Here is a 22,498-nt window from a genome sequence, read left to right on the forward strand (position 1 = left end):
TGCTCCTGGTTCGACCCGGTCAGCCTTTGAGACCGGTCATGGTGATGCCTTCGACGAAGCGCTTCTGTGCGAACAGGAAGGCGACGACGAGTGGGAGGGTGATGATCAGCGTTGCGGCCATCAGTGCGCCGTAGTCGTCGCCCGCCTCCGCGGCGCGGAAATACATCAGGCCGAGCGGCGGCGTGGCGTAGGCCTGCTTGCTGACGACGATCAGCGGCCAGTAAAGGTCGTTCCAGTGCGCGACCACAGAGAAGATCGCGAAGGCGGTGACGGCCGGCCAGGCGTTGGGAACGATGACGCGCGCAACGATGCCCAGTTCTGACATGCCGTCGAGCCGCGCCGCGTGGATGAGATCGTCGGGCATGGCGCGGAAGAACTGCAGGAACATGAAGATCGCGAACACCGAAATGGTGAAAGGCGCCACCAGCGAGGTATAGCTGTTCAACAGCGACATCCTGTCGAAGGCGACATAGAGCGGCAGCGCCGTGGCGTGGATCGGCACCAGCAGGCCGAGCATGACCAGCACCATCATAAATCGCGCCGCGCGGAATTTCAGTTTGGCCATGGCGTAGGCGCAAGGGATGGCGACCAGCACCTGAAAGAAGAAGATCAGGCCGCACACGATGACGCCGTTCCACAGCAGCGTTGCCATCGGCACCTTGGCAAACGCCTTGGCGAAATTCTCGGCGAAGTAGAAATGCTCGGGGATGAGCGACAGCGACGAGGTGAAGATGTCGCTCTGCGTCTTGCCCGCCGTCGAGATCATGAAGATATAGGGGGCAAGGATCATCAGCGCGCCGAGCGAAAGCAGCGCGAAGCGGATGAGGCGGCCGGCCGGGATGCTGGTCATGTGTAGTGCACCCGTCGGTCGAGCACGCGGTACTGGAGAAGCATCAGCACGACCAGGATCGCCAGGAAGACGACCGTCATCGCCGAGGCATAGCCGACGCGCAGATAGACGAAGCCTTCCTGGTAGATGGTGAACAGCAGCACTTCGGACGCCTTGTTGGGACCGCCATCGGTCAGCATCTTCACGGTCTCGAAAACCTTCACCGCATTGGTGATGCTGATGGTGACGACGAACAGCGTCGTCGGTCCGAGCATCGGCCAGGTGACCAGGAAGAACCGATCGAGCGCCGATTTCGCGCCATCGACGTGGGCGGCGGCGTAGAGCTCGCGCGGGATAGCCGTCAGCCCCGCCAGGAACAGCACCATGTTGAAACCCACCGACTGCCAGATGCCGATGATCGACAGGCTGTAGAGCACGGTGTTCGCGGCCCCGAGCCAGTTCGGACCGGGAATGCCGGCGAGGGAAAGCAGCGCGTTGATCGGCCCGATCGTCGGGTGGAAGAGATATTGCCAGACCGTCGCCATGGCGACGATCAGCGAAGCCACGGGGAGGAAATAGACGGTGCGGAAGAAGCCGCGCGCACGCGGTTCACCTTCGATCAGCAAGGCGACGCCGAGACCGAGCCCGATCGAGACCGGTGCCACGATCGCCGTATAGACCGATGTGTTCCACAATGATTTGCGGAAGGTTCGATCGGTGATCAGATGCGCGTAGTTCTCGAAGCCGACCAGGCGGAATTTGCCATAGCCGAGTTCGAAGTCGGTGAAGCCGAGGAAGATGACGGCAACCACCGGCAGCAGCACGAACAGCAGCAACAGCACGATCGCCGGAGCCGCCAGCAGCCAGGCGGTGCGGTCTTCGCTGCGCCGATGAAGTGCCGCTGCATCCGAAGCGCGGCGCGCCAGCACGATGCTAGACATAGGCCGGCTCCTGCCGCGTTGGCGCGGCACTTGCCGTACGCAGCCGCCGTCCCTCCGGCCCGAAGACCATGGCCTGTTCGGGGGACAGAAGGATACCCACCGGCATTCCCGCAATCAGGTCCCTCGCCTCATGCGGCGCAAGCTTGGCGATGACGACGTCGCCGGAAGCGTCGAGCCGGCAATGGGCAATGACTTCCGACCCGAGGAATTCCAGGCGCTCGATGCGTCCGGCAAGCCCGCTCCGGCCGCTGGGCGACAGCTTGACGAATTCAGGCCGGATGCCGAGGCTGACCGGGCCGTTCGCCACTTTCTCCAGCAGGGCAAGCCGGATGCCCGAGAAATCGACGCGGCCATTCTCGGCGAGCGCCGAGATGATGTTGATCCTCGGCTGGCCGACGAAGCGGGCGACCTCGATATGAGCGGGATCGTTGTAGATCGCCTCGGGCGCGGCGAGTTGCAGCAGATTGCCGCCGATCATCACCGCCACGCGGTCGGCCATCGACAGCGCCTCCGCCTGGTCATGCGTCACATAGAGCGTCGGCACGCCGGCGCGCCGGTGCAGTTCGACGATCTCGCCACGGGCATGGACGCGCAGATTGGCGTCGAGGTTGGACAGAGGTTCGTCCATCAGGAAGATGCTGGGATGGCGCACCATGGCGCGCGCCAGCGCGACGCGCTGCCGCTGCCCACCTGACATCTGACCAGGCTTGCGGTCGAGCAGATGATCGATCTTGAGCACCGTCGCCATCTCGCGGACATCGCGCGAAATCCCGGCCCGGATCTCCTTCTGGCCCGGCAGGGCCGAGCCGACCAGCGGCAGGCGCTGTGTCCGGCTCAACCGCTTCATGGCCAGCGGAACGGCAATGTTCTGGCCGGCCGTCAGATGCGGATAGAGCGCGTAGGACTGGAACACCATGGCGATGTTGCGATCGGCCGCGGCGACCGCCGACATGTCCTTGCCGCCAACGAAGATCTCGCCGCTGTCGGCATGATCGAGCCCAGCAAGGATGCGCAGCAAGGTGCTCTTGCCGCAGCCCGAGGGGCCGACGAGAGCGATGAACTCGCCCGCTTCGGCATCGAGGCTGACGCCGTTCAGGACGGCGTTGCCGCCAAAGGCCTTGTTCAGGCCGCGAAGCGAGAGCGCGCTCATGACGCGACCTTCCCGCGGACCTTGCGCGCCTCGTGCGGGTAGACCTCCTCGACCACGTCATCGAGGACATGGACGGTCATGCCGGGAATTGCGACGATCTCGCTGGTGACCGTGTCGCCGAACTCAAGCACGACGGCGCCGAGCAACCGCTCGCCCGGCATGTCGCGCTCCATGTCCCCGACGACGAAGGCAGCCGACGGACCCCATATCAGCGAAGTGTTTTGGTATTTGCCTTGCCATGCCCGGTGCAAGTGCCCGCTGGCGAACAGCGCGACATCATGGGCGGCGATCAGATCGTAGAGACGCTGCCGCTGTGCCGGGCGGATGCTCCAGTAACCGGTGTCGCCCTCGCCCGGCTCATCGATGAACAAGGGCTTGTGGGCGAAGAGCGCGACGCGCCGGCCGCCTCGGCTTTCCAGCGCCGCACGCAGCCATTCGAACTGGTTCTCTTCTTCGGCATCATCAAAGCCCATCAGCAGGCTGTCGAGGCCGATGAGCCGCCAGTTTCCGGCGTCCTCCATCCAATAGTCGGGACCAACCAGCCGGCGCCAGCGCTCGAGACGTTCCGCATTGACCGGCTGCAAGGAGCCGGGCAGATGGCCGACATCGTGATTGCCGGGCACAAGCAGCATCGGGACTGAGATTTCCCGCATCAGGTCCATGCAGAAGCTGATGTCGGCATCCTTGTCTGCGCCATCGACGCTGAGATCGCCGGTATGGATGACGAGGTTCGCAGCGCTCTGCTCGATCCAGGCGGCGAGCGGCTGCCAATTGCCGTTGAAATGCGGCTTGGTCGGGCTGAAATGGGTATCGGTGATCTGGACGATTTTCATGCCGGCTCCACTGCGAGAGCCTGCTGCCGGAAAACCACCGGGCGACCTCGCGTGTGGCTTCCTTAGTGCCGTTACATGTCACTTCCTTAACAGCGTGGGGACAAATGTTCCCATCGCGCCGATGGGCCGGCTGGCCGCCGGCGCGGTTCAGCGTGCGATAGAATTGCCGAACCGCTCTAACTCTTTGTTTTTGCGTAATTTCAGATGGAAGGCCGCTATGCGCGTTTCCCGGAACGGCTCTAGCTTTTCACCTCGAATTGCGGATCGACTGGAATCTGCATCGCCGTAACCAGATGATTGGTCTGGCCGGCGAGCCCGATGATCGACACAAGCTCGCCGTGCTGCGCGTCGGTCATGCCCTTGGCGCGCGCCGCCGCCGTGTGCGAGTGGACGCAGTAGGAGCAGCCATTGGCCGTCGACACCGCGATGTAGATCATTTCCTTGGTCAGCGGATCGATCGTGCTGTCCGCCACCATCACCGCCTTCAACTGTTCCCAGATCCGCTTCAGCGCCGCCGGATCATTGGCGAGCCCACGCCAGAAATTGTTGACGAAATCCGATTTGCGCGTCGCCCTGATGTCGTCGAACACCGCCTTCACCGCCGGGATTTTCTCGACCTCGGCATCGCTGAGGAGCTTTGTGGTGGCCATGATCGGGTCCTTTCGTTTGGATGAATAAGGTCGTTGAAACAAGTTTCGAGCAAATGCGGCGGCTAACCAACTTTTTTGACTCGGTTTTTGGCGCTCAATGGCGTGGCGCCTTGAAGGTTGGCCGAAGCACTTAAACTTCGTCATCCCTGGGCGAAGCAGGCGCGAAGCGCCGTCGCGGAGACCCTGGGATCCATGCCGCGACTTTCACCGTAGAGTGCAGCGGAGCCAAATCCTGCACCATAGCAGCGCTTCTGAGTCTCGGCATGGATCCTCGGGTCTGCGCCGCGTCGCTACGCTCCTTGCTCCGCCCGTGGATGACGAAATGACGGATGCCTCGACTAGCCTCCGGTGTTCGATCCAATGGTGCGATCATCCACCTTGTCTCGCCACCTAATGCACCGCCGCGTACATGATCCTCTCCTCCGTCGCCTCCGCCGGCGAAAACTCCTCGACGATGCGCCCTTGGCGGCAGACCAAAATGCGGTCCGACAGGTTCATGATCTCCGGCAAATAGGAAGAGATCACCACCACGGCCAATCCCTCATCCGCCAGCCGGTTGATGATCTGGTGGATCTCGGCGATCGCGCCGACGTCGACGCCGCGCGTCGGCTCGTCGAAGATGACGATGCGCGGCTTCTGCACCAGCCCCTTGCCGATCACCACCTTCTGCTGGTTGCCGCCGGAGAGTTCGACGACTCGCGCATTGTCGTTGATCGCCTTGATGTTCAGCGTCTTGGTCCATTCCGCCGAAAGCTGCCGCATCTCCTGCTGGTTGATCACCCAGGCCTTTTCACGGCCCGCCGCCAGCAGCCCGCCGAACAGGTTCTCGGCGATGCCCATCGTCTCGAAGATGCCTTCGCTCTTGCGGTCCTCGGTGACATAGACAATGCCGTCGGCCACCGCTTGGCTCGGCACGAGATAGCGCACGGGCTTATCGTCCAGTTCGATCGCACCGCCGCGCAAAAAATCGCGCTTGTAGATGCCCGACACGATCTTGAACGTCTCGGTGCGGCCCGAGCCGATCAGCCCGAACACGCCGGTGATCTGGCCCTCGAAGATCGAGAAGGAATTGTTGCGCACGACGTTGCTCATCGAAATGTCCTGCACCGACAGCACTTTCTTGCCGGCCTTGCGCAGCCTGGCCTCATCGCGCTGGCGGTAGATCTGGCCCGACAGCGTGCGCCCGACCATGGCGGCGACGATCTTGTCGCGGTCGAAGGCCGACGCGTCGTCGGTGACGACCAGTTCGCCGTCGCGCAGGATGGTGATGCGGTCGGCAATCATCAATGCCTCTTCCAGCGCGTGGCTGATGAAGACGATCGAGACACCGTTCGCCTTCAGCCGCCGGATGAGCGCGAAAAAGTGGCGCTTCTCCTCCGGCGTCAGCGTCGCTGTCGGTTCGTCGAAGATGATGATCTCGGCATTGTGGTGCACGGCGCGCGCGATTTCGACCATCTGCCGCTTGGCGGCGCCCAACGTCGCCACCATGGCGTTCGGATCGACCGGAAAATTCAGCGACTGCAGGAACTGCTGTGCTGAGATATACGTGCCGCGCAGCCGGTTGAGGAATTTTTCAGTACCGAGATAGAGGTTCTGCGCCACCGTCATCGACGGCACCAGGCTGGTCTCCTGGAACACCATGGCAATGCCCGCTTCGAGCGCGGCATGCGGTGAGGCGTAGGCGATCTCCTGGCCCTTATGGAACATCTTGCCCGAGGTGGCATCGACCACTCCGGCGATGATCTTGGTCAGCGTCGACTTGCCTGCACCGTTCTCGCCGAGCAGCGCATGGATTTCGCCCTTGCGTAGCTCGAAGGTGACGTTCTTCACCGCAGGCACGCCGCGGTAATTCTTGGTGACGTTCTCGAGGCGAACGATCGGTTGCATCAGAAACCTCCCGAGGCAAGGTCGACGGCCAGCACGCAGTCGCCGCCCTTCGAGGCGATCAACAGCCCTCCGTCCCTTTCCGCCACGCTGCAGATGCCGTGGCGCGTGCCGTTGGCGCGGCTGTGCAGGCTGAACCGCGGCTGCATGTTTTGGTCGAGCCTGACCACCAGCCCGTAGGAGCGGCTCGGCGACCATGGCTTGTGGATGCCCATGGTTCGGATGCCGCCGCATTGCAGCGGCTCGAGGAAACTGCGGTTGGAGGCCAGCGCCGGCGCGATCCAGTAGGCCGGCGGCACCTGTCCGATCATATCCTGGCGATAGTGCGTTTCCTGCAGCACGAATTCGATCAGCCGGTTGCGCGGCGCGAACAGGGTCAGCCACGCTCCGCCATCGCCGGCCGGCGACAGCCGCGCGGGATAACCGGGCAGATGCGTCAGCACGGTCGAGCGATTGCCGGTTGTGCCATCGAAACGGACGAGCTGGTGGCGCCAGCTTTCACTCACCAGCACATCCTTGCCGATCGGATGCAGCCCATAAGGGAAGGCGATGTCGCCGGCCAGCTTGCGGAACTCACCGCCTGCCGCATCCCGCTTCCAAAGCGAACCGGAGGCGCCCTTCTTCATCAGATCGGCGGCCCATTGCGACGGCGTGTGCTCGGCCGACCCATTAGCCAGCCAAAGCCCGCCGTCCTCGGCATAGGCAAGAGCGGTGATGCAACGGATTCCGGCTGGCAGCGACACCTCCCTGCCCGCGATGAACAGCTTGCCGCTCTCCAGCCCTACCGTGAGTTCGCCTGAAGGCGACAGCGACAGCGCCGTGACAGGAGACGGAAAGGTCTCGACCACGACGGGTTCCACACCGACAGCAATCCCAAGGACGGCGTTGCCGCTTGAGGCGAGCAGCCGGCCACCGGCAACCAGCAGATTGTCGGGCTCGGTCAGTTCGGCGAAAGCCGGCGCATCATCGAGCCGCGTGTTCGGCCGGAAGGCGCCGTCGAGCGGCGGGATGGTCACTGCCTTGCCGCGAAACATATCCAGGATCGGATCGAGGATCATGGTTGCGCCCCCCAATAGGAAGCGGGGCTGGTCCAGTTCGGGTCGGCACCCCTGATCTTGTAGCGGCCGATGCGGTTGTTGAGGATGCCGCCGACGAACAGATATCCCTTGTGTTCGCGCATCGAGGTGACCATCGGGTGCGCGCCGCCCGTCAAGTCGCCCATCGCCTCGACGATGCCGCCCTTCTCGTTGAATTTCACCACGCCGCCGGTGTTGATGTTGGGAAACAGCCATTCGTCCTGCGGCAGCCGGCGCGTCATGCGCTTGCGCATGTCGGGATGGCGCAGCGAAAGGTCGAAGCTCGGCGTGCGCATACCCAGCCACGCCATCCAGTAATTGCCGTCCGAGGCCCGGTTGATGTTGTCGGGATACCCCGGCATGTCGCGGATGACACATTCGGCGGTGCCCGCCTTCGGCCCTTCCAGCCAGTAGCGATGCACGCGGCAGGCCCAGCTTTCGGCGAAGAACAGCGACTTGCCGTCATGCGCCATGCAGACGCCATTGGTGTAGCGGTAGCCGTCGAGCAGCGTCTTCGTCGAGCCATCCCGGGGATCGTAGACCAGCAGGCGGCCGGTGGCGCGGTTCTCGATCGAGTCCAGCGCCCAGTCATGCGCATCATAGCGCTTGGTCGAGTCCGTGAAATAAATGCGGCCGTCCGGCGCGATATCGCAATCATTGGGATCGCGCAGCCGTGCATCGTCGACGATCGACGTCCAGGAACGCGACGTCTCGGCGGATAGACGCTTGACCTCGCGCTGCGGTGAAACCGAATACAGCCCCATGGCGCCAACGCAGCTGATCAGGTTGCCCGATTTATCGAAGGCGAGCCCCAGCGGAAAGCCGCCAATATGGGCAAACACTTCCGACCTGACATAATCGGGCGCGAAGAAGCGGACGATCTCGCCATGGCGGGTGCCGCAATAGAGATTGTCGTCGCGGTCGAGGATGACGTCTTCAGGCCCCTCCAGTTCGCCAAGCCCGATATGGTCGGCTGAAGACAACCGGTTGTCGAGCGCGTAAGGCGTGCCGGAGCCCGGCACCGCGGACTGTGTTTCGCCCATCTTGAGATAGACCGGCGCGACATAGACCTCGTTCAGTACCTTGTGGCGGTTCTTCAGCCAGCGGATGTCGATGGTCACAGCCACCGCAAGCATGATGCCCAGAACCATCTGGTTGGTGCCGGTGCCGTAGCCGAGCCGGATCAGCCCGTTGGTCATGGTGAGCACAATGATGGCGCCCATCAGGCCCTTGATCACCGAACCGCGCCCGCCGCCGAGGCTGACGCCGCCGACCACCGCAGCGGTCAGCGCCATGATCTCCAGGTTGAGGCCGGTGCCTGGCCCTGCCCCACTCAACCGGCAGGCGATGAGAAAGCCGCCGATCGAGGCGCAGAAGCCGGAAAAGACATAGGTCATGAACACGGTGCGGCGCACCCGGATGCCGGCATTGTGCGCCGAGCGGCGGGAACCGCCGACCGCCAGGACATGCCAGCCGGGCCGCGAGCGCGTCAGCGCGATATGGGTGACGATGGCGAGGATGATTGCCAGCCACACCGAGACGGAGAGCCCCCAGAAGGTGCTGTCGCCGATGAAGTCGAGCACATCCGATGTGGCCGTCGAAAGCTGCACATCGGCTGCATAGGTGGTGACCAGGATGTCGAACAGCGCCCGCCCGAAGATGAAGGTCACCAGCGTGGTGAGGAAGGCGCGCAGCCTGAGGTACCCGACGAGGTATCCATTGATGGCACCGAAGATCAACCCAGTGGCGAGCGAGGCGGCCAGCGCCAGCCAGATCGACTGTTCCAGGATGAAGAAGACATAGACGGCGGAGAAACAGGACAGCGCGAAGATCGAGCCGACTGAGAGATCGATGCCGCCGCCCAGCATCACCACGGTCATGCCGGTGACCACCATCGAGAACTCGCCGAGCTGGCGGGTCGATTCCTGCAGCGAGGAGAGCTTGAAGAAGCCCGGAATGAGCGAGCCGAACGTGGCCAACGTCACCACCAGCGCCAGGAAAGGAATGGCGTTGTCGGTCCAGCGCTTGGTCAGGATCTCGCCGACCAGATGGTCGGGCACGAGATTGTAGCGCCAGGACTGAAGGCGTTCGCGAAAGGTCATCGGCTGCTGCTATTCCATGAGAAAAAGGGCCGGGTTGTTCCCGAGGCATGGCTTCGGGTAATTCTCGATCTCGCCGCTGCCCTCATCCGCCTGCCGGCACCTTCTCCCCGTATAGAGACGGGGAGAAGGGAAGCGCACCAACGTCGGCGTCCCCCTCTCCCCGTTCTTCACGGGGAGAGGGTAAGGGTGAGGGCAGCGCAAACCGCTAGCGATTAGAGATGGCCCAAGCCACCTCGCTGACATTAACCGCGCGACACTATTTCGCCGCCGCCTCGGCCTGCAGCGCCTTCAGGTCCCAGCAGCTGTCGGGCCTGAGGTCGGCCTTGGTCGTCGCCTTCTCCAGCGTGTAGATGTAGGTGTGCGAGGTGCCGGCCGGCTGGCCGCTCTGCAGCAGGAATTTTATGATGGCGTTCATGTCGCCCGACTGGCGTGCAAGATCGGTCATCACCACGGCGCCATAGGTGCCGTCGTTCAGCTTGTCGCAATCGGCCGCCTTTTCGCCGCCGCCGGTGGTGACCAAAAACACCTTGCCGTCGAGCTTGGCGTCGCGGATCGCGGCGGATGCACCGGTCGCGTCACCATCCCAGAAATCGATGATCGAGCAGATGTCGGGGTTCTGCTGCAGCATGGTCGTGGTCACATTGCGCGAGGTCGTGGCATCCCAGTTGGAGTCGGGCTTTGCCACGACCTTGAAGTCGGGATGCTTGTCCAGCACCTTCATGATGCCGGCATACTGGTAGAGGCTGGAAGAGTTGGCCTGGTCGCCCTGCACCAATCCGATTTTCTTGGACGAGTTCTCGCCGCAACCCTTGATCGCCGCTTCAGCCTCGAGCTGGCCGAGCCGGTCCCAGTCGCTGCCGACAAAGGCGTCGGCGGGAAAATTCGCCGGATTGTCGACGAGGATCACATAGGTGCCGGCCGCCTGCGCCTTCTTCATCAGCTTGGAATAGGAGTTGAGGTCCGGCGCATGGATGATCAGCACATCTGGTCTTGTGTCCGACGAGATCGCATCGGTGATCGCCTGCGCGCCGGCATCGACCACCCAGTTCGGATCGCGCGTCTCGAACGTGCCGCCCCAGGCCTCGACCTCCTTCTTCAGGTAATGCGCCCAGCCCTGCGCCAGGTCGAAGCCCATCGCCAGCGGTACCAGCATGACGCGCTTGCCCTTGAGTGCCTGGGCGTAAGCCGCCGGTCCCGGATCGTCAGCGGCGAAGGTCGGCGCCACGAAAGCGGTCATGGCGAGGGCCGTGGCCGCGGCCATCAATGTTCTGATCAGCTTCATCTCATATCCTCTGGTTCGGTTTTCATTGCCGGCCGATCGTCACGATCGCGCCGGGTACCCCGAGCAGGATGGGCTAGCCCATCTGCTCTAAATGTCGCCCTGCTGCGCTGTCTGTTCGTCGCGCGGATTGATGATGCCGTCGACGATGATGGCGCCGAGCAGGATCGCCGCCTTGATCAGGTTCTGGTAGAGCAGCGGAATGTCGATGATGGTCATGGCGTTGAGCAGGATGCCGATCAGTGCTGCGCCCACCAGCACGTTGCGCACCCCGCCTCGCCCGCCCGACAGTCCGATGCCGCCGATCACCGCCACCAGCACGATGTCGTAGAGCAGCGTCGAGTTGACGACCCGCGTGTTGATCGAATGCAGGCTGGCCGCCGTCAAAAGGCCCGCGATCAGCGCCACGAAAGCGGACAGCACATAGCGCAGCACCAGCATCGGCCGCACCGGAATGCCGATGTTGCGCGCCGCCACCGGATTGTCGCCAGCGAAATAGATGTAGCGGCCCCATTTGGTGTAGCGCAGGAACAGGAAGAACAGGAAGGCGAGCCCGGCGAAGACGAACACCTCGATCGGAACGTCGAGAAAGCGCAGACCGCCGAGCAGTTCCACCCAATGGCCCTGAGGCACCGGCACCGCGTCCTGCGTGATCAATTGCGAACGCACATAGCCGAAGACGAAGGAGCCGGTCGCCAGCGTGACGAAGATCGCCGGCACATCGGCATAGGCGACGAGAAAGCCGTTGAGCAGGCCGATGGCGAGCACGCCGGCCAGCACATAGGCGAAGGCCAGCCCGTCCGGCGTTCCGGTGTTGAGCAATTGCAGGTACCAGGCGACCGACATCGCCATGATCGCCACCGCCGACAGGTCGATGCCGCGGCCGATGATGACGACGGCCATGCCGAGCGCCAGTATGCCCAGCACCGACACCGAGCGGACAATGGCGACGAGATTGTTGGGATCTATGAAACCCGGCAGGCCGATTGCGGCGGCGACGAACAGCACCACCGCTATGGCAAAGACAATGCCTTCCTGATTCAGGCTCCTGAAGTTCAGCCAGCCGGCCATGTTCATTGTCTGCTTTCACCCCGATGGCAGCGCTGCCATCCCTGGGTCGGAAAACTAATCGGCTCAGCGTCGCTTCGTCAAATGAAACCGCGTTCAAAACGCGGCTTGCGATGAGATTCGCAAAGTGGACGCATTGATTGCCGAACCTGGCGCAATGCCCGGAAACTTAAACGCTTTTGGCAATTGTTTGCACCATCGCAGCCATTCGCGAAAGCGTCACACCAAGGCGAAAGGCGAAGACGGAATTTAACCTCGCCATGGGCGGGAAAATTCGATTTCAGTTCCCGGCAATATGGCCCGAGACCTCGGCGCCGGCGGTCCTCGGCAACACCAGGAAACGAAACGACGCCACCAGCCCGATGACGGCGATCACCAGGAAGGCTGCTCGAAAATCGACGAGATCGAGCGCCGGCCGGCCTCTCGCGATCTGCGACAGGTTGAGGATCGCCGCCGCCACGGCAACGCCGAACAGCATCGCCACCTGCTGCAGCATCGAGGACAAGGTCGCAGCGGAGCTCCGCTGCCCGGCGGCGATATCGGCGAAGGCCAGCGTGTTGAGCGCGGTGAACTGCATCGAGCGCGACAGGCCGGCAATCAGCATCAGCGCCACCACCAGCGCCTGCGGCGTCTGCGGCGAGATCGCCGCGCAAGCCATGATCGATGCCGACGCGATGATGCCGTTGACGACCATCACCGAGCGAAAGCCGAAGCGACGCAGCATCGGCGTCGTCACCGTCTTCATGCCGAGATTGCCAAGGAAATAGGCCAGGATCATCATGCCGGCGTCGACGGGCGAGAGGCCGAAGCCGACCTGGAACAACAGCGGCAAAAGAAACGGCGTGGCGTTGATCGCAACCCGGAAGATGGTGCCGGCGGCAAGCGTCGAGATGGCGAAGGTCTGCACCTTGAACGACGACAGGTCGAGCAGCGGATGCGGCGCGCGATGGAGATGACGCACCGCCAGCCATCCGACGACGATCCCCGCCGCGATCAGCCCCACCGTCGGCAAGGCGCCATCCTCCGGATGCGCGATGCGCTCCAGGCCATAGAGCAGGCAGGCGAGCCCCAGCGACGTCAGGAAGAAACCCGGCCAGTCGAGCGGCTTGGGATCGGCTTCACGGTCACCGGGGATGAAGCGGGCGACCAGCGCCAGCCCGATCATGCCGAGCGGAATGTTGATGAAGAAATTCCAGTGCCAGGACAGATAGGTGGTGATGAAGCCACCGAGCACCGGCCCGACGACAGGCGCGAACAGAGCCGGCCAGGTGATCAGCGCCGTGGCGTTGAGCAATTCGGATTTCGACGCGTTGCGCAGCACCAGGATGCGGCCGACCGGCGTCATCAGCGCGCTGCCCAGCCCCTGCACGGCACGGGCAATGACGAATTCGGTCAGGTTCTGCGAAAAGCCGCAGGCAAGCGAAGCCAGCGTGAACAGCGCGATGGCGACGAGGAAGATGTTGCGCGCGCCAAAGCGGTCGGCGAGCCAGCCCGACAGCGGCACGAACACCGCCATGGTCAGCATGTAGACGGTGATGCCGATGCTCATCGCCACCGCCGGCACGCCGAACGATTCCCCCATCTGCGGCAGCGAGGTCGAGATGATGGTCGAATCCAGCAGTTGCATGAAGAAGGCGATGGCGACGATCAGCGCCACGCGCCGCGAATTCCCGGCTGGGTCGGCTGAAGCTTCGGTCTCGGAAATGGCAGTCATGACGGACCGCTTGAACAGCATTTGGCCGATGGCGTCCAGACAACAGCCAACAAACTTTCGTGTCGCGCCGCGGCCTGTTATGGATGAGCGGGGTGGCCGAGGAACGCAGACGCATGAAGCCTATCTATATCGACTACCTCAATGCCCTCGACATCGAAGCCCTTGCCATGACCGATGCCGAGATCATCGGTGCGGTCGAGGCCGGGCTCATCGCACAAGGCAAGGGCCAGACGGTGATCGAGCCGCGTGTCCACCTCGAACCCGACCCGTCCTTCCACGGCCATTTCAATGTCCTGCGCGGCTACGTCGCGCCGCTCGATACCGCGGGCGTCAAGATCGTCGGCGACTATGTCGACAACTACCTTCACGGCCTGCCTTCGGAATTCGGCATCCTCAATTTGTTCGATCCGCGCACCGGTACCCCACGCGCCATCCTCGACGCCACCGTCATCACCGACATGCGCACCGGCGCCGTCACCGCCATCGGCGCCAAACATCTGGCGCGCAAGAACTCGAAGGTGCTGGCCCATATCGGCGCGCGCGGCACCGCCTACTGGAACGTGCGCCTGCTCGACCATCTCTTCGATTTCGACGAAATCCGCGTCCACTCGCGCCGGCCGGAAAGCCGCGACCGCTTTGCCGCCAAATTGTCGGCCGACCTCGGCAAGACGGTCACTGCCGTGGCCGACTGGAAAAGCTGCGTCGAAGGGGCCGACATTGTCGTCGAGGCCTCGCGCCTGCCGGAGCCGCAACCGCTGCTCAAGACCGAATGGATCAAGCCCGGCGCGCTGGTGGTGCCCTATGGCACGATGAGCGCGGTGGAGCTGTCGCTGACCGACATCATGCAGAAGATGGTCGTCGACGATTGGGGCCAGTGCAAGGGCGGCAAGTTCGGCTCGCTGCGCGCCCATGTCGAGACCGGGCGGCTGAGCGAGACGACGCTGCATGCCGAACTCGGCCAGATCGCCGCCGGCCTGAGGCCGGGACGGCAGAGCGACGACGAGACCATCCTGTTCTGGCACCGTGGCCTGTCGCTGTCCGACATCGCGCTTGGCAAGGCGATGCTGGCCAAGGCACAGGCGCAAGGCATCGGCCAGAGGCTACGCTTCGCATGAGCGCGCTCGTCCTCACCGGGGCCGGCGTCAGTGTCGGTGATGTCGCCGCCGTCGCCCGCCAGGCGCGCAAGGTGGAAATCGGAGCCGATGTCATCGGCAGGCTGGAGAAGGCGCGAAAGGTGCTCGACCAGGCCGCGGCCTCGGGCCAGCAGATCTACGGCCTGAACACCGGTCTCGGCGCCAATCTCGGCACATCGGTCGAGGGTGACGCCAGCGCCTTCCAGCGCCAGTTGCTCGAAGGCCGCAGCGGCGCGGTCGGCGGGGCCCTGCCGGTCGAAACCGTGCGGGCAACCATGCTCGCCCGCCTGACGATGCTGTCGGCGGGCGGCTCCGGCCTGTCGCCCGCAGTGTTCGTTGCCCTGGTCGATGTCCTCAACGCCGGCGTCCATCCGGTGATGCCGTCGCTCGGCTCCATCGGCGCCGGCGACCTGGTGCTGATGACCGCGATCGCCCGCCTGCTGATCGGCGAAGGCGAAGCCGATTATCAGGGAAGGCGCATGCCGGCGGTCAAGGCGCTGATGATGGCCCGTCTCGGCCCCATCGGCCTGGCGCCCAAGGATGGGCTGTCGCTGATCAACGCTTCCGCCGTCTCCGCTGGCGGCGGCTCGCTTGTGGTCACGGACGCGTTGTCGGCCCTTGACCAGCAGCAGCAGGCCGGCGCGCTGACCATGGAAGGGTTTGGCGCCAACCGCACCATCCTCGACCCGCGCCTGCACATGGCGCGGCCAGCCGCTGGCCAGCAGGAAGCCGCCAAGGCGCTGCACGATCTTCTCGCCGGCGACGAAGCGCCGGCGCCCACCACCCTACAGGATCCGCTGTCGATCCGCTGCATGCCCTCGATCCATGGCGTGCTGATCGAGGCGATCGGCCAGGCAAAACGCGCCGTCGAGATCGAACTCAATGCCGCCGCCGACAACCCGCTGGTTCTGAGCGACGACGGGCTGGTGCTGTCGACCGGCAACTTCCACACCGCTTCGCTGGCGCTCGCCTTCGAGGCGCTCAGCCTGGCAATCGCTCAATGCGCGGCCGCCAGTGCAGCCCGCTTCGTCCAGCTCACCGGCTCGGGCCGCAACAGCCTGCCGAAATATCTGTCGCCGGTCGGCGGCGCCTCGGCCGGTTTCGTGCCGCTGCAGAAGACGGTGACATCGATCCTGGCTGCCATCCGTCACAAGGCCAATCCGGTGATGCTCGACTTCCTGCCCGTCTCGGAAGGCGTCGAGGATCACGCCACGCAGACGCCGCTGGCGGTTTCGAAATGCGCTGACATGATCGTGCTGTGGCGGCGGTTGATCGCTTTCGAACTGATGGCGGCCGCCCAGGCCGTCGACCTGCGTGAAGGGTTGACGCTGGCACCAGGCACGTCAGCCGTCCACACGGCGATACGCGCGCTGGTCCCTTCCCTGAAGGAGGACCGGCCGCTCGGCGTCGATGCGGAAGCACTCCACGCCGCGCTGGCCGGCAATGCGTGGCGGCCGGCCCTAGCTCCGGCCGACCTTGTCGAGAAACAGGCGTAGCTCGGTCGGGTCCATGTGCACGATGTGCCTGTCCTCGGGATAGGCGCCGCTGTTGACGTCGGCGACATATTCGGAGAACGCCGCCACCCGCTCGGCCTGCAGCCGGTCATACTCGGCGGCGAAGTTGCGGTAGACCTTGGAGTGGCGCGGCATGTGGCCTCTGTTCTGGCCAAGGATGTCGTCGGCGAATAGATATTGCGCGTCGCAGCCGGTGCCCGCGCCCATCGACAGCATGATCAGCGACGTCCGCTCCGAGATCGCCTTCGCCACTTCGACCGGCACAACTTCTATTTCGGCGCCGATGGCGCCCACTGCCTCCAGTTGCTTCACCGCCTCGAACACCTGCATGGCCGTGTCGGCGGACTTGCCGACAGCCTTGAAGCCGCCTGTCCAGGTCGCGCGCGATGGAATGAGGCCGACATGGCCGATGACGGGAATGGCATCGTCCGCCATCCGCTTGATGGTGGCATAGCCGGCGCTGCAATAGACCGCGTCGGCGCCGGCCTTGTAGAGCCGAAAAGCCCAACGCAGGAAATCGTCCGATGTGCCGATCTCGTAGAAATTGTCGCCCGGCATGGTGAACAGGCTGGGCGCCGCATCGCGGTATTGCGGATTGAGCACCAGTTCGGGCGGCACCGAGACGATGTCGACCCCTGCCCGCTCGGCGGCTTCCGCTTCATCCAGTGTCAGCACGCGCAGCATGGTCAGCTGCCGCCTGCCCTTCATGGCGCGCAGATCGGCGACGGTCGGTCTCTTTCGGCTCATTGAACTCTTGTCCCTGTTTCTGGATGGCGGCTCGTCAGCCGATCTCGATCATCACCTTGCCAGCTTCGATTCGGACTGGATAGGTCTTGAGGTTGACGCAGACCGGCGCGCCCTTGGCCTGGCCGGTCTTGTAGTTGAAGCGGCCATTGTGCTTGGGACATTCGATGATGTCGTCCATGACAAGCCCGTCGGCCAGATGCGCCTTTTCATGCGTGCAAAAACCATCGGTAGCGAAGAACTCGTCATCCGGCGAGCGATAGATCGCGAAGCTCCGCCCACCATGGTCGAAGCGGATGACATCCTCTTCCTCGACATCGTCCACGGCGCACGCTTCCAGCCACTCGGCCATCTCAATCTCCTGCGGACATTATCGATCGCTATTCGGCCGCCGCCGACATATCGACCTCGTGGAACTCGCCGCGATAGGGCCTGGCCGTCGGCGGCAGTTCGCGCTTGAGGTAATAGTCCTCGTATTTCAGCTGCCGGAGCAGCACCGGCCAAACCTCGCGGTAGGCATGCCACATCGACGGGTTCGGCTGGGGCAGATCATGCTTGATCAGTTCGTGCAGCCTGGGCAGCGCGTGATAGGGCACCATCGGGAACATGTGGTGCTCCACATGGTAGTTCATGTTCCAGTAAATGAACCGGCTGATCGGGTTCATGTAGACGGTGCGGGTGTTGAGCCGGTGGTCGACGACATTGTCGGCCAGACCGATATGCTGCAGCAGGCCGGTCGTCACCATGTGCCAGGTGCCGTAGAGGCGCGGCAGGCCGATCAGCACCAGCGGTATCCACGACCTCAGCGCGATGGCAAGCGCGATCGTCCCGACATAGATGGCGACGTGCCAGCGGGCGGCGACGACCGCCCTATGCTGTTCCATCTCGGGGATATAGCTCTTCTCTTCATCCGACAGCCTGCCGAAGGCCTGTCGCACCAGCGTCGGCAGCGAATAGCGGAAATCGAGAATGCCGGTGAACGCCAGCCCCGCCTTCAACAGGTCGGGCGGCCGCATGACCGCGATCTCGGCGTCGCGGCCGACGATGATGGTGTCGGTGTGGTGGCGGGCATGGCTCCAGCGCCATTGCACGGGATTGCGCATCAGCATGAACGAGGCGATGTGATAGACGACATCGTTCATCCAGCGCGTGCGAAACGCCGTGCCATGGCCGCATTCGTGCCAGCGCGAGTCGCTCGACGAGCCGTAGAGCACGCCATAGACGAACAGGAACGGCACCACCCACCACGAACCCCAGAACCAGACGATGCCGGCGGCCGAACCCAGGATCGCGACAATCCAGATCACCGTGTCGCGGATCGCCGGACCGTCGGAACGCTGCATCAGTTCCTTCATCGCCTTGCGCGAGACGTCGGTGTGATACCACTCGGCCGAGGCGAGCCCGGTCTCGATCGCCGCCCTGGTGCTTTCGCCGACCAGGCTGTAGTCGCGCTTCTTTGCCATCGTCGTCACACTGACCTCCAATCGTCGCGCACCGCTGGCAATCCGGTCCGCCGGCCGGAGGGCTTGCTTTGGATGAATGTCGCGCTCATGTCCTGCCGGCCAGTCTTGGAAAGTTTCCGGAAGGCTCAGGATAATCCTGCTCGGGCTGTCGGGCGATAGCCGCGATCCTGGCTTCGGCCGCCGCGATCTCACCGGCGCCGTCGAGAACCCGGAACACCGCGTCGTAGGCCCGGCTTTCGCCATGCTCCAGCCAGATCATCTCGCCGCGCTCGCGGGCGGCGAGATCGCCCAGCACATGGTGGGTCGAAGGCTCCATCCCCAGCGCGTACTGCCCGGCCTGGAAATTCTGCCACTGGTAGGCACACGGCAACTGGTCCTTGCGCGTCACCAGTTCGAGACCGAGCCCGATGCGGTCGTTGACGACGGCCACCGGCACCTCGCCATTGGCATCGGCAGCCATCTCATGCTGCCAGACCTGTTCGCTGAAGCCCGGTTGCGGCGCAGGCGCCGTGCGATAGCCGACCTTCTGCGCCGCGTAGCGCTCGCCGGCATGGCCGGCCCAGACGACGTCGCGGATCGGCGCCAGATAACGCGAGCCCTCATCCAGCAAGGGATGGCTGATATTGACATGATAGAAATACATATGCGGCGTGCGGTTGAAGCCGTGATTGACGACATGGTCGGAAAGCCGGATCTCGTTGCCGCCGACATCGGCCTCGATGCGGCGGATGAGATGGAGGTCCTCGCCGAATACCGCCGATTGCTGGACGATGCCTTCGGCCCACAGCACGCAACGGTCGCCGTCCCAACGCTCGCCATAGCCGGTCAGCCGCGCCGGGATGGTGCCGACACGGCCATGCAGCGAATGGAGCACCGTCTTCCTGCCGGGGTAGTTGTAGCTGTCGGCGGGTACGGTCTCACGGCCCAGAACATGGTCGAGGCCGCAGGTGACGAGCAGGCCGGAGAAAGAGCGCGCCCAGGCCAGCCCCCCTTCCCCTTCATACTCGTGCAGGCCCGGATGGCGAAAGCCGCTCGGTGAATGCCAGCCGATCGCCTGGCCCTTGAAGTCGCAATCGGCGATGTCGAGCGCCCGGTCGACCTGCGCGGTGAAGCGCAGGCCCGAGCCGGTGCGGAATTCGAGCATACGGATGCCGCGCTCCACACCGTCGCCGAGCGTCATCAGCCGCACGCCGGCGAATTGCGACAGCATGCCGGATCGCTCGGCCACTTGCCGGCGTGACAGCGTCTTGCCGTATAGCTCTACCATGCGACGCCCTTCACTTTGCCCTCGCCTCCTTGAGCAAGGCCGACATGTCGGCGCCGGTGATGATGCTTTCCACGGTCAAGAGGTCGGTGTCGGCGACCGTCTGTTCGGCGACGATCTCACCGCGCCGCATCACGACGATGCGGTCGGCGACCTGGAAGACATGGTGGATGTTGTGGGTGATGAGCAGCACCGAATGGCCCGCATCGCGCACCTCCTTGACGAAACGCAGCACGCCATGGGTCTCCTCGACGCCGAGATTGTTGGTCGGCTCGTCGAGGATGATGACCTTGGCGGCAAACTGCATGGCGCGCGAGATCGCGATCGACTGACGTTCGCCGCCAGAAAGTGTGCTGACCAGCGCGTCGGCGTCGAGCTTTTTCGAGATGCCGACGCGCTTGAGCAGTTCGGAGGCGGCCTTGCGCAGCTTGGCGAGGTCGAGCGGCGCGAACACGCCGAGCCAACCGAAATTGACCGGCTCCCGGCCGAGGAAAAGATTGCGCGCGATGCTGAGGTCCGGCGCCAGCGACGTGTCCTGGTGGATGGTCTCGATGCCGAGGTCCATCGCATCCCTGGTCGAGCGGATCGAGACCTTCTCGCCGCGCACATAGATGTCGCCGCGATCGACCGGAAACACACCCGAGATCGCCTTGATCAGCGTCGATTTGCCGGCGCCATTGTCGCCGAGCAGCGCCACCACCTCGCCTTCCCGCAGTGTCAGCGAGGCGTTCTTCAGCGCCCGCACGCTGCCGAAGGACTTTTGCAGGTTCTGCAGCCGAAGTACTTCTTGCGTCATCGTCAGCCCCTTGCGGCGTTCTTCTGCAGCAAAGCGTGCAGGATGAGCATGGCGAGGATGATCAGGCCGACAAAGATGTTGTATGCGAGCCCGGGCACGCCGATCAGCACGATGCCGTTTCGGATGGCGCGCAGCATCAGCGCGCCGACGATCGTGCCGAGGATAGTGCCGCGTCCGCCGGTCAGCGCCGTGCCGCCGACCACCACCATGGCGATCACTTCCAGCTCATAGCCGGTGCCGGCCACCGGCGAGGCGGCGGAGATGCGGAAGGCGCTGATCATGCCGGCAAGGCCGGCCAGCACCGAGGTCGCGATGAAAAGCCAGATCTTGACGCTATCGGCCGGCACGCCGCGCGCCACCGCCGCGTTGCGGTTGGAACCGATGGCGCTGATCCAATTGCCGAGCTTGGCGTAGCGCAGGATGTAGATGGCAAACAGCGAAAGACCGATGAACCACCACAGCGATGTGTAGAAGCGGAACGAACCGACGTTGAAGCTGCCCGCGAGCAGTGTCACGAAGAAGCCGGGCTGGTCCCAGGATTTCAGCGGAAAGCCCTGCGTGATGTAAAGCGCGGCGCCACGCACGACCAGCAGCATCGACAGTGTCACCAGGAAGGACGAGATGCCGATCTTGGTGACGATCAGCCCGTTGATCGCGCCGATTGCGATGCACAGCACAAGTCCGGCCAGCAGCGCGACACCTATATCCACCCCGCCATTCTGCACCAGCAGCATCACCACCACAGGCGCCAGCCCGAACACCGCGCCGACGGAAAGGTCGAATTCGCCTGCCGTCAAAAGCAGCGTCATGCCAAGCGCGATGATGCCGAGCTCGGGCAGGAACGCCATCATGTTGGAGATGTTGAGCGGCGACAGGAAATTGGCGTCGGCGACAGCGAATACCGCCAGCAGCACGAGGAGGATGATGAAGGAGGAGAATTGCGGCGAGCGCATCAGGCTGGACCTGCCTTTCGCCCTCGGCGCGTCGTCTTCTGCGGCAATTGTCATGACTGCTTGGACCATGCTTGGAAAAACGCCCGCCGCTTTAGGCGGGCGCCGGCTTCTCATTTCTTGTCGTAGAGCTTCAGGATCGGCTCGACGCTGGCGGCGTCGTAGAGACCGAAAGTATGGATGTCGTAGCCGATCGGTTCGCCCGAGGCAGCGAGCCCGAGCAGCGCCACCGGCATGAAGCCCTGCGCGGACGGGTACTGCCAGGCGGCGGCGTTGACGAAGCCATCCTTGACGGCCTGCGCCGTCTCCTTGGAATTGCCCCAGCCGACGACGGGGATTTTGCCCGCCGGCACACCGGCGCCATCGAACACGCGCTTGACGCTGGCCGCCACGGAATCGCCGAGCGCGATGATCGCCGGCGGATTGTTGGCGACCATGTAGTCGGTCATCTTGGCGATGATGCCGGCCGGATCGGTGCCGCAATCGACCACGTCATATTTGATCCCCAACGGATCGAAAACGCTGGCAATGCCCTCAGTCTCGAGCTGCTGATAGCTGGCGCCGGGAACCTCGACCGGCAGGAACACCTTGTCGCCCTGCTTCACCATCTTGTGGTCGACGAGGTATTTGGCCCAGGTGACGCCCGCGTCCTTGAGATCCGCGCCGACATAGGCCTGCCGTCCGGTCGCCGGATCGTCGGTGTTGAAGAACACGATCGGGATGCCGGCCGCCTTTGCCGCTTTCACCTCCTCGGTCCAGAGGCCCGGCTGCGCCGAGGTGGTGGCGATGCCGTCGGGCTTGGCGGCAAGCGCCGAATTGAAGGCCTCTTTCTGTGCCGCCATGTCGCCGCCGCTGAAGGAGATCTTGCAGGTCACCTTGAGCTGGTCGCAGGCCTTGGTCGCGCCGGCGTTCCAGTCGATCCAGAACGCATCCGACGGGCCGCCATGCGACAAGAGATAGAAGGTCTTCTGGCCGTCCTGCGCCTGCGCCGTCGTGCCAAGGGCGACGCCGGCGAGCACTGTCGCGGCGGCAGCCAGTTTCCAAGCGAATTTCAACATTCTTTCCTCCCTTGTTTGACGCCGCGCCGCCACGCACCGGGCGGCGCGGC

20 protein-coding genes are annotated in these 22,498 nt (G+C 63.9%); 2 read left to right on the forward strand and 18 right to left on the reverse strand.

Annotated elements, in window-relative coordinates:
* Window positions 1–19 precede the first annotated feature (19 nt).
* The 11 genes from EN804_RS10390 to EN804_RS10440 all read right to left on the reverse strand — a co-directional run bounded on the left by EN804_RS10390 (window position 20) and on the right by EN804_RS10440 (window position 13,526).
* On the reverse strand, window positions 20–850 hold the full coding sequence (locus EN804_RS10390; RefSeq protein WP_135916696.1) for a carbohydrate ABC transporter permease: 831 nt from the start codon (window positions 848–850) through the stop codon (window positions 20–22).
* Entirely contained in the window at window positions 847–1,770 is a 924-nt protein-coding gene (locus EN804_RS10395) for a sugar ABC transporter permease (protein ID WP_135919320.1), read from the reverse strand. Before EN804_RS10395 ends, EN804_RS10390 begins: the two co-directional genes overlap by 4 nt.
* Window positions 1,763–2,920, reverse strand: a complete 1,158-nt coding sequence (locus EN804_RS10400) for an ABC transporter ATP-binding protein (RefSeq protein WP_135919321.1) — start codon at window positions 2,918–2,920, stop codon at window positions 1,763–1,765. The genes EN804_RS10395 and EN804_RS10400 overlap by 8 nt, the downstream gene beginning before the upstream one ends.
* Window positions 2,917–3,753 carry a metallophosphoesterase gene (locus tag EN804_RS10405; RefSeq protein WP_135919322.1) on the reverse strand — a complete coding sequence of 279 codons (837 nt, stop codon included), beginning with the start codon at window positions 3,751–3,753 and terminating at the stop codon, window positions 2,917–2,919. The genes EN804_RS10400 and EN804_RS10405 overlap by 4 nt, the downstream gene beginning before the upstream one ends.
* A 239-nt stretch (window positions 3,754–3,992) precedes the next feature.
* The gene (locus EN804_RS10410) at window positions 3,993–4,403 is read right to left on the reverse strand and encodes a carboxymuconolactone decarboxylase family protein (protein WP_127873198.1); all 411 of its coding nucleotides are present in this window, start codon (window positions 4,401–4,403) and stop codon (window positions 3,993–3,995) included.
* 390 nt (window positions 4,404–4,793) lie between these two features.
* A complete protein-coding gene (locus tag EN804_RS10415; RefSeq protein ID WP_127873199.1) occupies window positions 4,794–6,290 on the reverse strand; it encodes a sugar ABC transporter ATP-binding protein in 1,497 nt (498 codons plus the stop codon).
* The gene (locus EN804_RS10420) at window positions 6,290–7,345 is read right to left on the reverse strand and encodes a hypothetical protein (RefSeq protein ID WP_127873200.1); all 1,056 of its coding nucleotides are present in this window, start codon (window positions 7,343–7,345) and stop codon (window positions 6,290–6,292) included. The genes EN804_RS10415 and EN804_RS10420 overlap by 1 nt, the downstream gene beginning before the upstream one ends.
* Window positions 7,342–9,465 (reverse strand): SMP-30/gluconolactonase/LRE family protein, encoded by a 2,124-nt coding sequence (locus EN804_RS10425; RefSeq protein ID WP_127873201.1) that lies wholly within the window; start codon window positions 9,463–9,465, stop codon window positions 7,342–7,344. The genes EN804_RS10420 and EN804_RS10425 overlap by 4 nt, the downstream gene beginning before the upstream one ends.
* Before the next feature lie 256 nt (window positions 9,466–9,721).
* Window positions 9,722–10,747 (reverse strand): sugar ABC transporter substrate-binding protein, encoded by a 1,026-nt coding sequence (locus tag EN804_RS10430; RefSeq protein ID WP_135919323.1) that lies wholly within the window; start codon window positions 10,745–10,747, stop codon window positions 9,722–9,724.
* 87 nt (window positions 10,748–10,834) lie between these two features.
* Window positions 10,835–11,821 carry an ABC transporter permease gene (locus EN804_RS10435; RefSeq protein WP_127278341.1) on the reverse strand — a complete coding sequence of 329 codons (987 nt, stop codon included), beginning with the start codon at window positions 11,819–11,821 and terminating at the stop codon, window positions 10,835–10,837.
* 271 nt (window positions 11,822–12,092) lie between these two features.
* On the reverse strand, window positions 12,093–13,526 hold the full coding sequence (locus EN804_RS10440; protein ID WP_127278340.1) for a DHA2 family efflux MFS transporter permease subunit: 1,434 nt from the start codon (window positions 13,524–13,526) through the stop codon (window positions 12,093–12,095).
* A 113-nt stretch (window positions 13,527–13,639) separates the two neighbouring features.
* Between EN804_RS10440 and EN804_RS10445 the strand changes: the two genes are divergently transcribed.
* Both EN804_RS10445 and hutH read left to right on the forward strand, forming a co-directional pair.
* Window positions 13,640–14,641, forward strand: coding sequence for an ornithine cyclodeaminase family protein (locus EN804_RS10445; RefSeq protein ID WP_135919324.1), 1,002 nt, complete (start codon window positions 13,640–13,642; stop codon window positions 14,639–14,641).
* Window positions 14,638–16,155: a histidine ammonia-lyase gene (gene hutH / locus EN804_RS10450; RefSeq protein ID WP_135919325.1), complete on the forward strand. Its 1,518-nt coding sequence runs from the start codon at window positions 14,638–14,640 to the stop codon at window positions 16,153–16,155. Before EN804_RS10445 ends, hutH begins: the two co-directional genes overlap by 4 nt.
* On the opposite strand, the gene EN804_RS10455 is transcribed toward hutH, so the two are convergent.
* The 7 genes from EN804_RS10455 to EN804_RS10485 form a co-directional block, all read right to left on the reverse strand.
* A complete protein-coding gene (locus EN804_RS10455; RefSeq protein WP_135866230.1) occupies window positions 16,120–16,920 on the reverse strand; it encodes a 3-methyl-2-oxobutanoate hydroxymethyltransferase in 801 nt (266 codons plus the stop codon). The two genes, hutH and EN804_RS10455, sit on opposite strands and share 36 nt — an antisense overlap.
* 34 nt (window positions 16,921–16,954) lie before the next feature.
* A complete protein-coding gene (locus EN804_RS10460; RefSeq protein ID WP_127280341.1) occupies window positions 16,955–17,269 on the reverse strand; it encodes a MocE family 2Fe-2S type ferredoxin in 315 nt (104 codons plus the stop codon).
* A 28-nt stretch (window positions 17,270–17,297) separates the two neighbouring features.
* Window positions 17,298–18,380: a fatty acid desaturase family protein gene (locus tag EN804_RS10465; protein ID WP_135866429.1), complete on the reverse strand. Its 1,083-nt coding sequence runs from the start codon at window positions 18,378–18,380 to the stop codon at window positions 17,298–17,300.
* Window positions 18,381–18,465: 85 nt separating this feature from the next.
* A complete protein-coding gene (locus tag EN804_RS10470) occupies window positions 18,466–19,647 on the reverse strand; it encodes an aldose 1-epimerase family protein (RefSeq protein WP_135919326.1) in 1,182 nt (393 codons plus the stop codon).
* 10 nt (window positions 19,648–19,657) lie between these two features.
* Window positions 19,658–20,440 (reverse strand): ATP-binding cassette domain-containing protein, encoded by a 783-nt coding sequence (locus tag EN804_RS10475; protein ID WP_127280339.1) that lies wholly within the window; start codon window positions 20,438–20,440, stop codon window positions 19,658–19,660.
* 2 nt (window positions 20,441–20,442) lie between these two features.
* Window positions 20,443–21,447 (reverse strand): ABC transporter permease, encoded by a 1,005-nt coding sequence (locus EN804_RS10480; protein WP_246693407.1) that lies wholly within the window; start codon window positions 21,445–21,447, stop codon window positions 20,443–20,445.
* Window positions 21,448–21,503: 56 nt separating this feature from the next.
* Complete coding sequence (locus tag EN804_RS10485; RefSeq protein ID WP_135919328.1) at window positions 21,504–22,448, reverse strand: substrate-binding domain-containing protein; 945 nt, start codon at window positions 22,446–22,448, stop codon at window positions 21,504–21,506.
* Window positions 22,449–22,498 lie beyond the last annotated feature (50 nt).

Source organism: Mesorhizobium sp. M8A.F.Ca.ET.161.01.1.1 (assembly GCF_004792105.1).
Classification (GTDB): Bacteria; Pseudomonadota; Alphaproteobacteria; order Rhizobiales; family Rhizobiaceae; genus Mesorhizobium.

Bases quoted from the DNA above. Each gene is read 5' to 3' on its own strand.
- EN804_RS10390 (WP_135916696.1), bottom strand. From the start codon at position 850: ATGACCAGCATCCCGGCCGGCCGCCTCATCCGCTTCGCGCTGCTTTCG.
- EN804_RS10395 (WP_135919320.1), bottom strand. From the start codon at position 1,770: ATGTCTAGCATCGTGCTGGCGCGCCGCGCTTCGGATGCAGCGGCACTT.
- EN804_RS10400 (WP_135919321.1), bottom strand. From the start codon at position 2,920: ATGAGCGCGCTCTCGCTTCGCGGCCTGAACAAGGCCTTTGGCGGCAAC.
- EN804_RS10405 (WP_135919322.1), bottom strand. From the start codon at position 3,753: ATGAAAATCGTCCAGATCACCGATACCCATTTCAGCCCGACCAAGCCG.
- EN804_RS10410 (WP_127873198.1), bottom strand. From the start codon at position 4,403: ATGGCCACCACAAAGCTCCTCAGCGATGCCGAGGTCGAGAAAATCCCG.
- EN804_RS10415 (WP_127873199.1), bottom strand. From the start codon at position 6,290: ATGCAACCGATCGTTCGCCTCGAGAACGTCACCAAGAATTACCGCGGC.
- EN804_RS10420 (WP_127873200.1), bottom strand. From the start codon at position 7,345: ATGATCCTCGATCCGATCCTGGATATGTTTCGCGGCAAGGCAGTGACC.
- EN804_RS10425 (WP_127873201.1), bottom strand. From the start codon at position 9,465: ATGACCTTTCGCGAACGCCTTCAGTCCTGGCGCTACAATCTCGTGCCC.
- EN804_RS10430 (WP_135919323.1), bottom strand. From the start codon at position 10,747: ATGAAGCTGATCAGAACATTGATGGCCGCGGCCACGGCCCTCGCCATG.
- EN804_RS10435 (WP_127278341.1), bottom strand. From the start codon at position 11,821: ATGAACATGGCCGGCTGGCTGAACTTCAGGAGCCTGAATCAGGAAGGC.
- EN804_RS10440 (WP_127278340.1), bottom strand. From the start codon at position 13,526: ATGACTGCCATTTCCGAGACCGAAGCTTCAGCCGACCCAGCCGGGAAT.
- EN804_RS10445 (WP_135919324.1), top strand. From the start codon at position 13,640: ATGAAGCCTATCTATATCGACTACCTCAATGCCCTCGACATCGAAGCC.
- hutH (WP_135919325.1), top strand. From the start codon at position 14,638: ATGAGCGCGCTCGTCCTCACCGGGGCCGGCGTCAGTGTCGGTGATGTC.
- EN804_RS10455 (WP_135866230.1), bottom strand. From the start codon at position 16,920: ATGAGCCGAAAGAGACCGACCGTCGCCGATCTGCGCGCCATGAAGGGC.
- EN804_RS10460 (WP_127280341.1), bottom strand. From the start codon at position 17,269: ATGGCCGAGTGGCTGGAAGCGTGCGCCGTGGACGATGTCGAGGAAGAG.
- EN804_RS10465 (WP_135866429.1), bottom strand. From the start codon at position 18,380: ATGGCAAAGAAGCGCGACTACAGCCTGGTCGGCGAAAGCACCAGGGCG.
- EN804_RS10470 (WP_135919326.1), bottom strand. From the start codon at position 19,647: ATGGTAGAGCTATACGGCAAGACGCTGTCACGCCGGCAAGTGGCCGAG.
- EN804_RS10475 (WP_127280339.1), bottom strand. From the start codon at position 20,440: ATGACGCAAGAAGTACTTCGGCTGCAGAACCTGCAAAAGTCCTTCGGC.
- EN804_RS10480 (WP_246693407.1), bottom strand. From the start codon at position 21,447: ATGACAATTGCCGCAGAAGACGACGCGCCGAGGGCGAAAGGCAGGTCC.
- EN804_RS10485 (WP_135919328.1), bottom strand. From the start codon at position 22,448: ATGTTGAAATTCGCTTGGAAACTGGCTGCCGCCGCGACAGTGCTCGCC.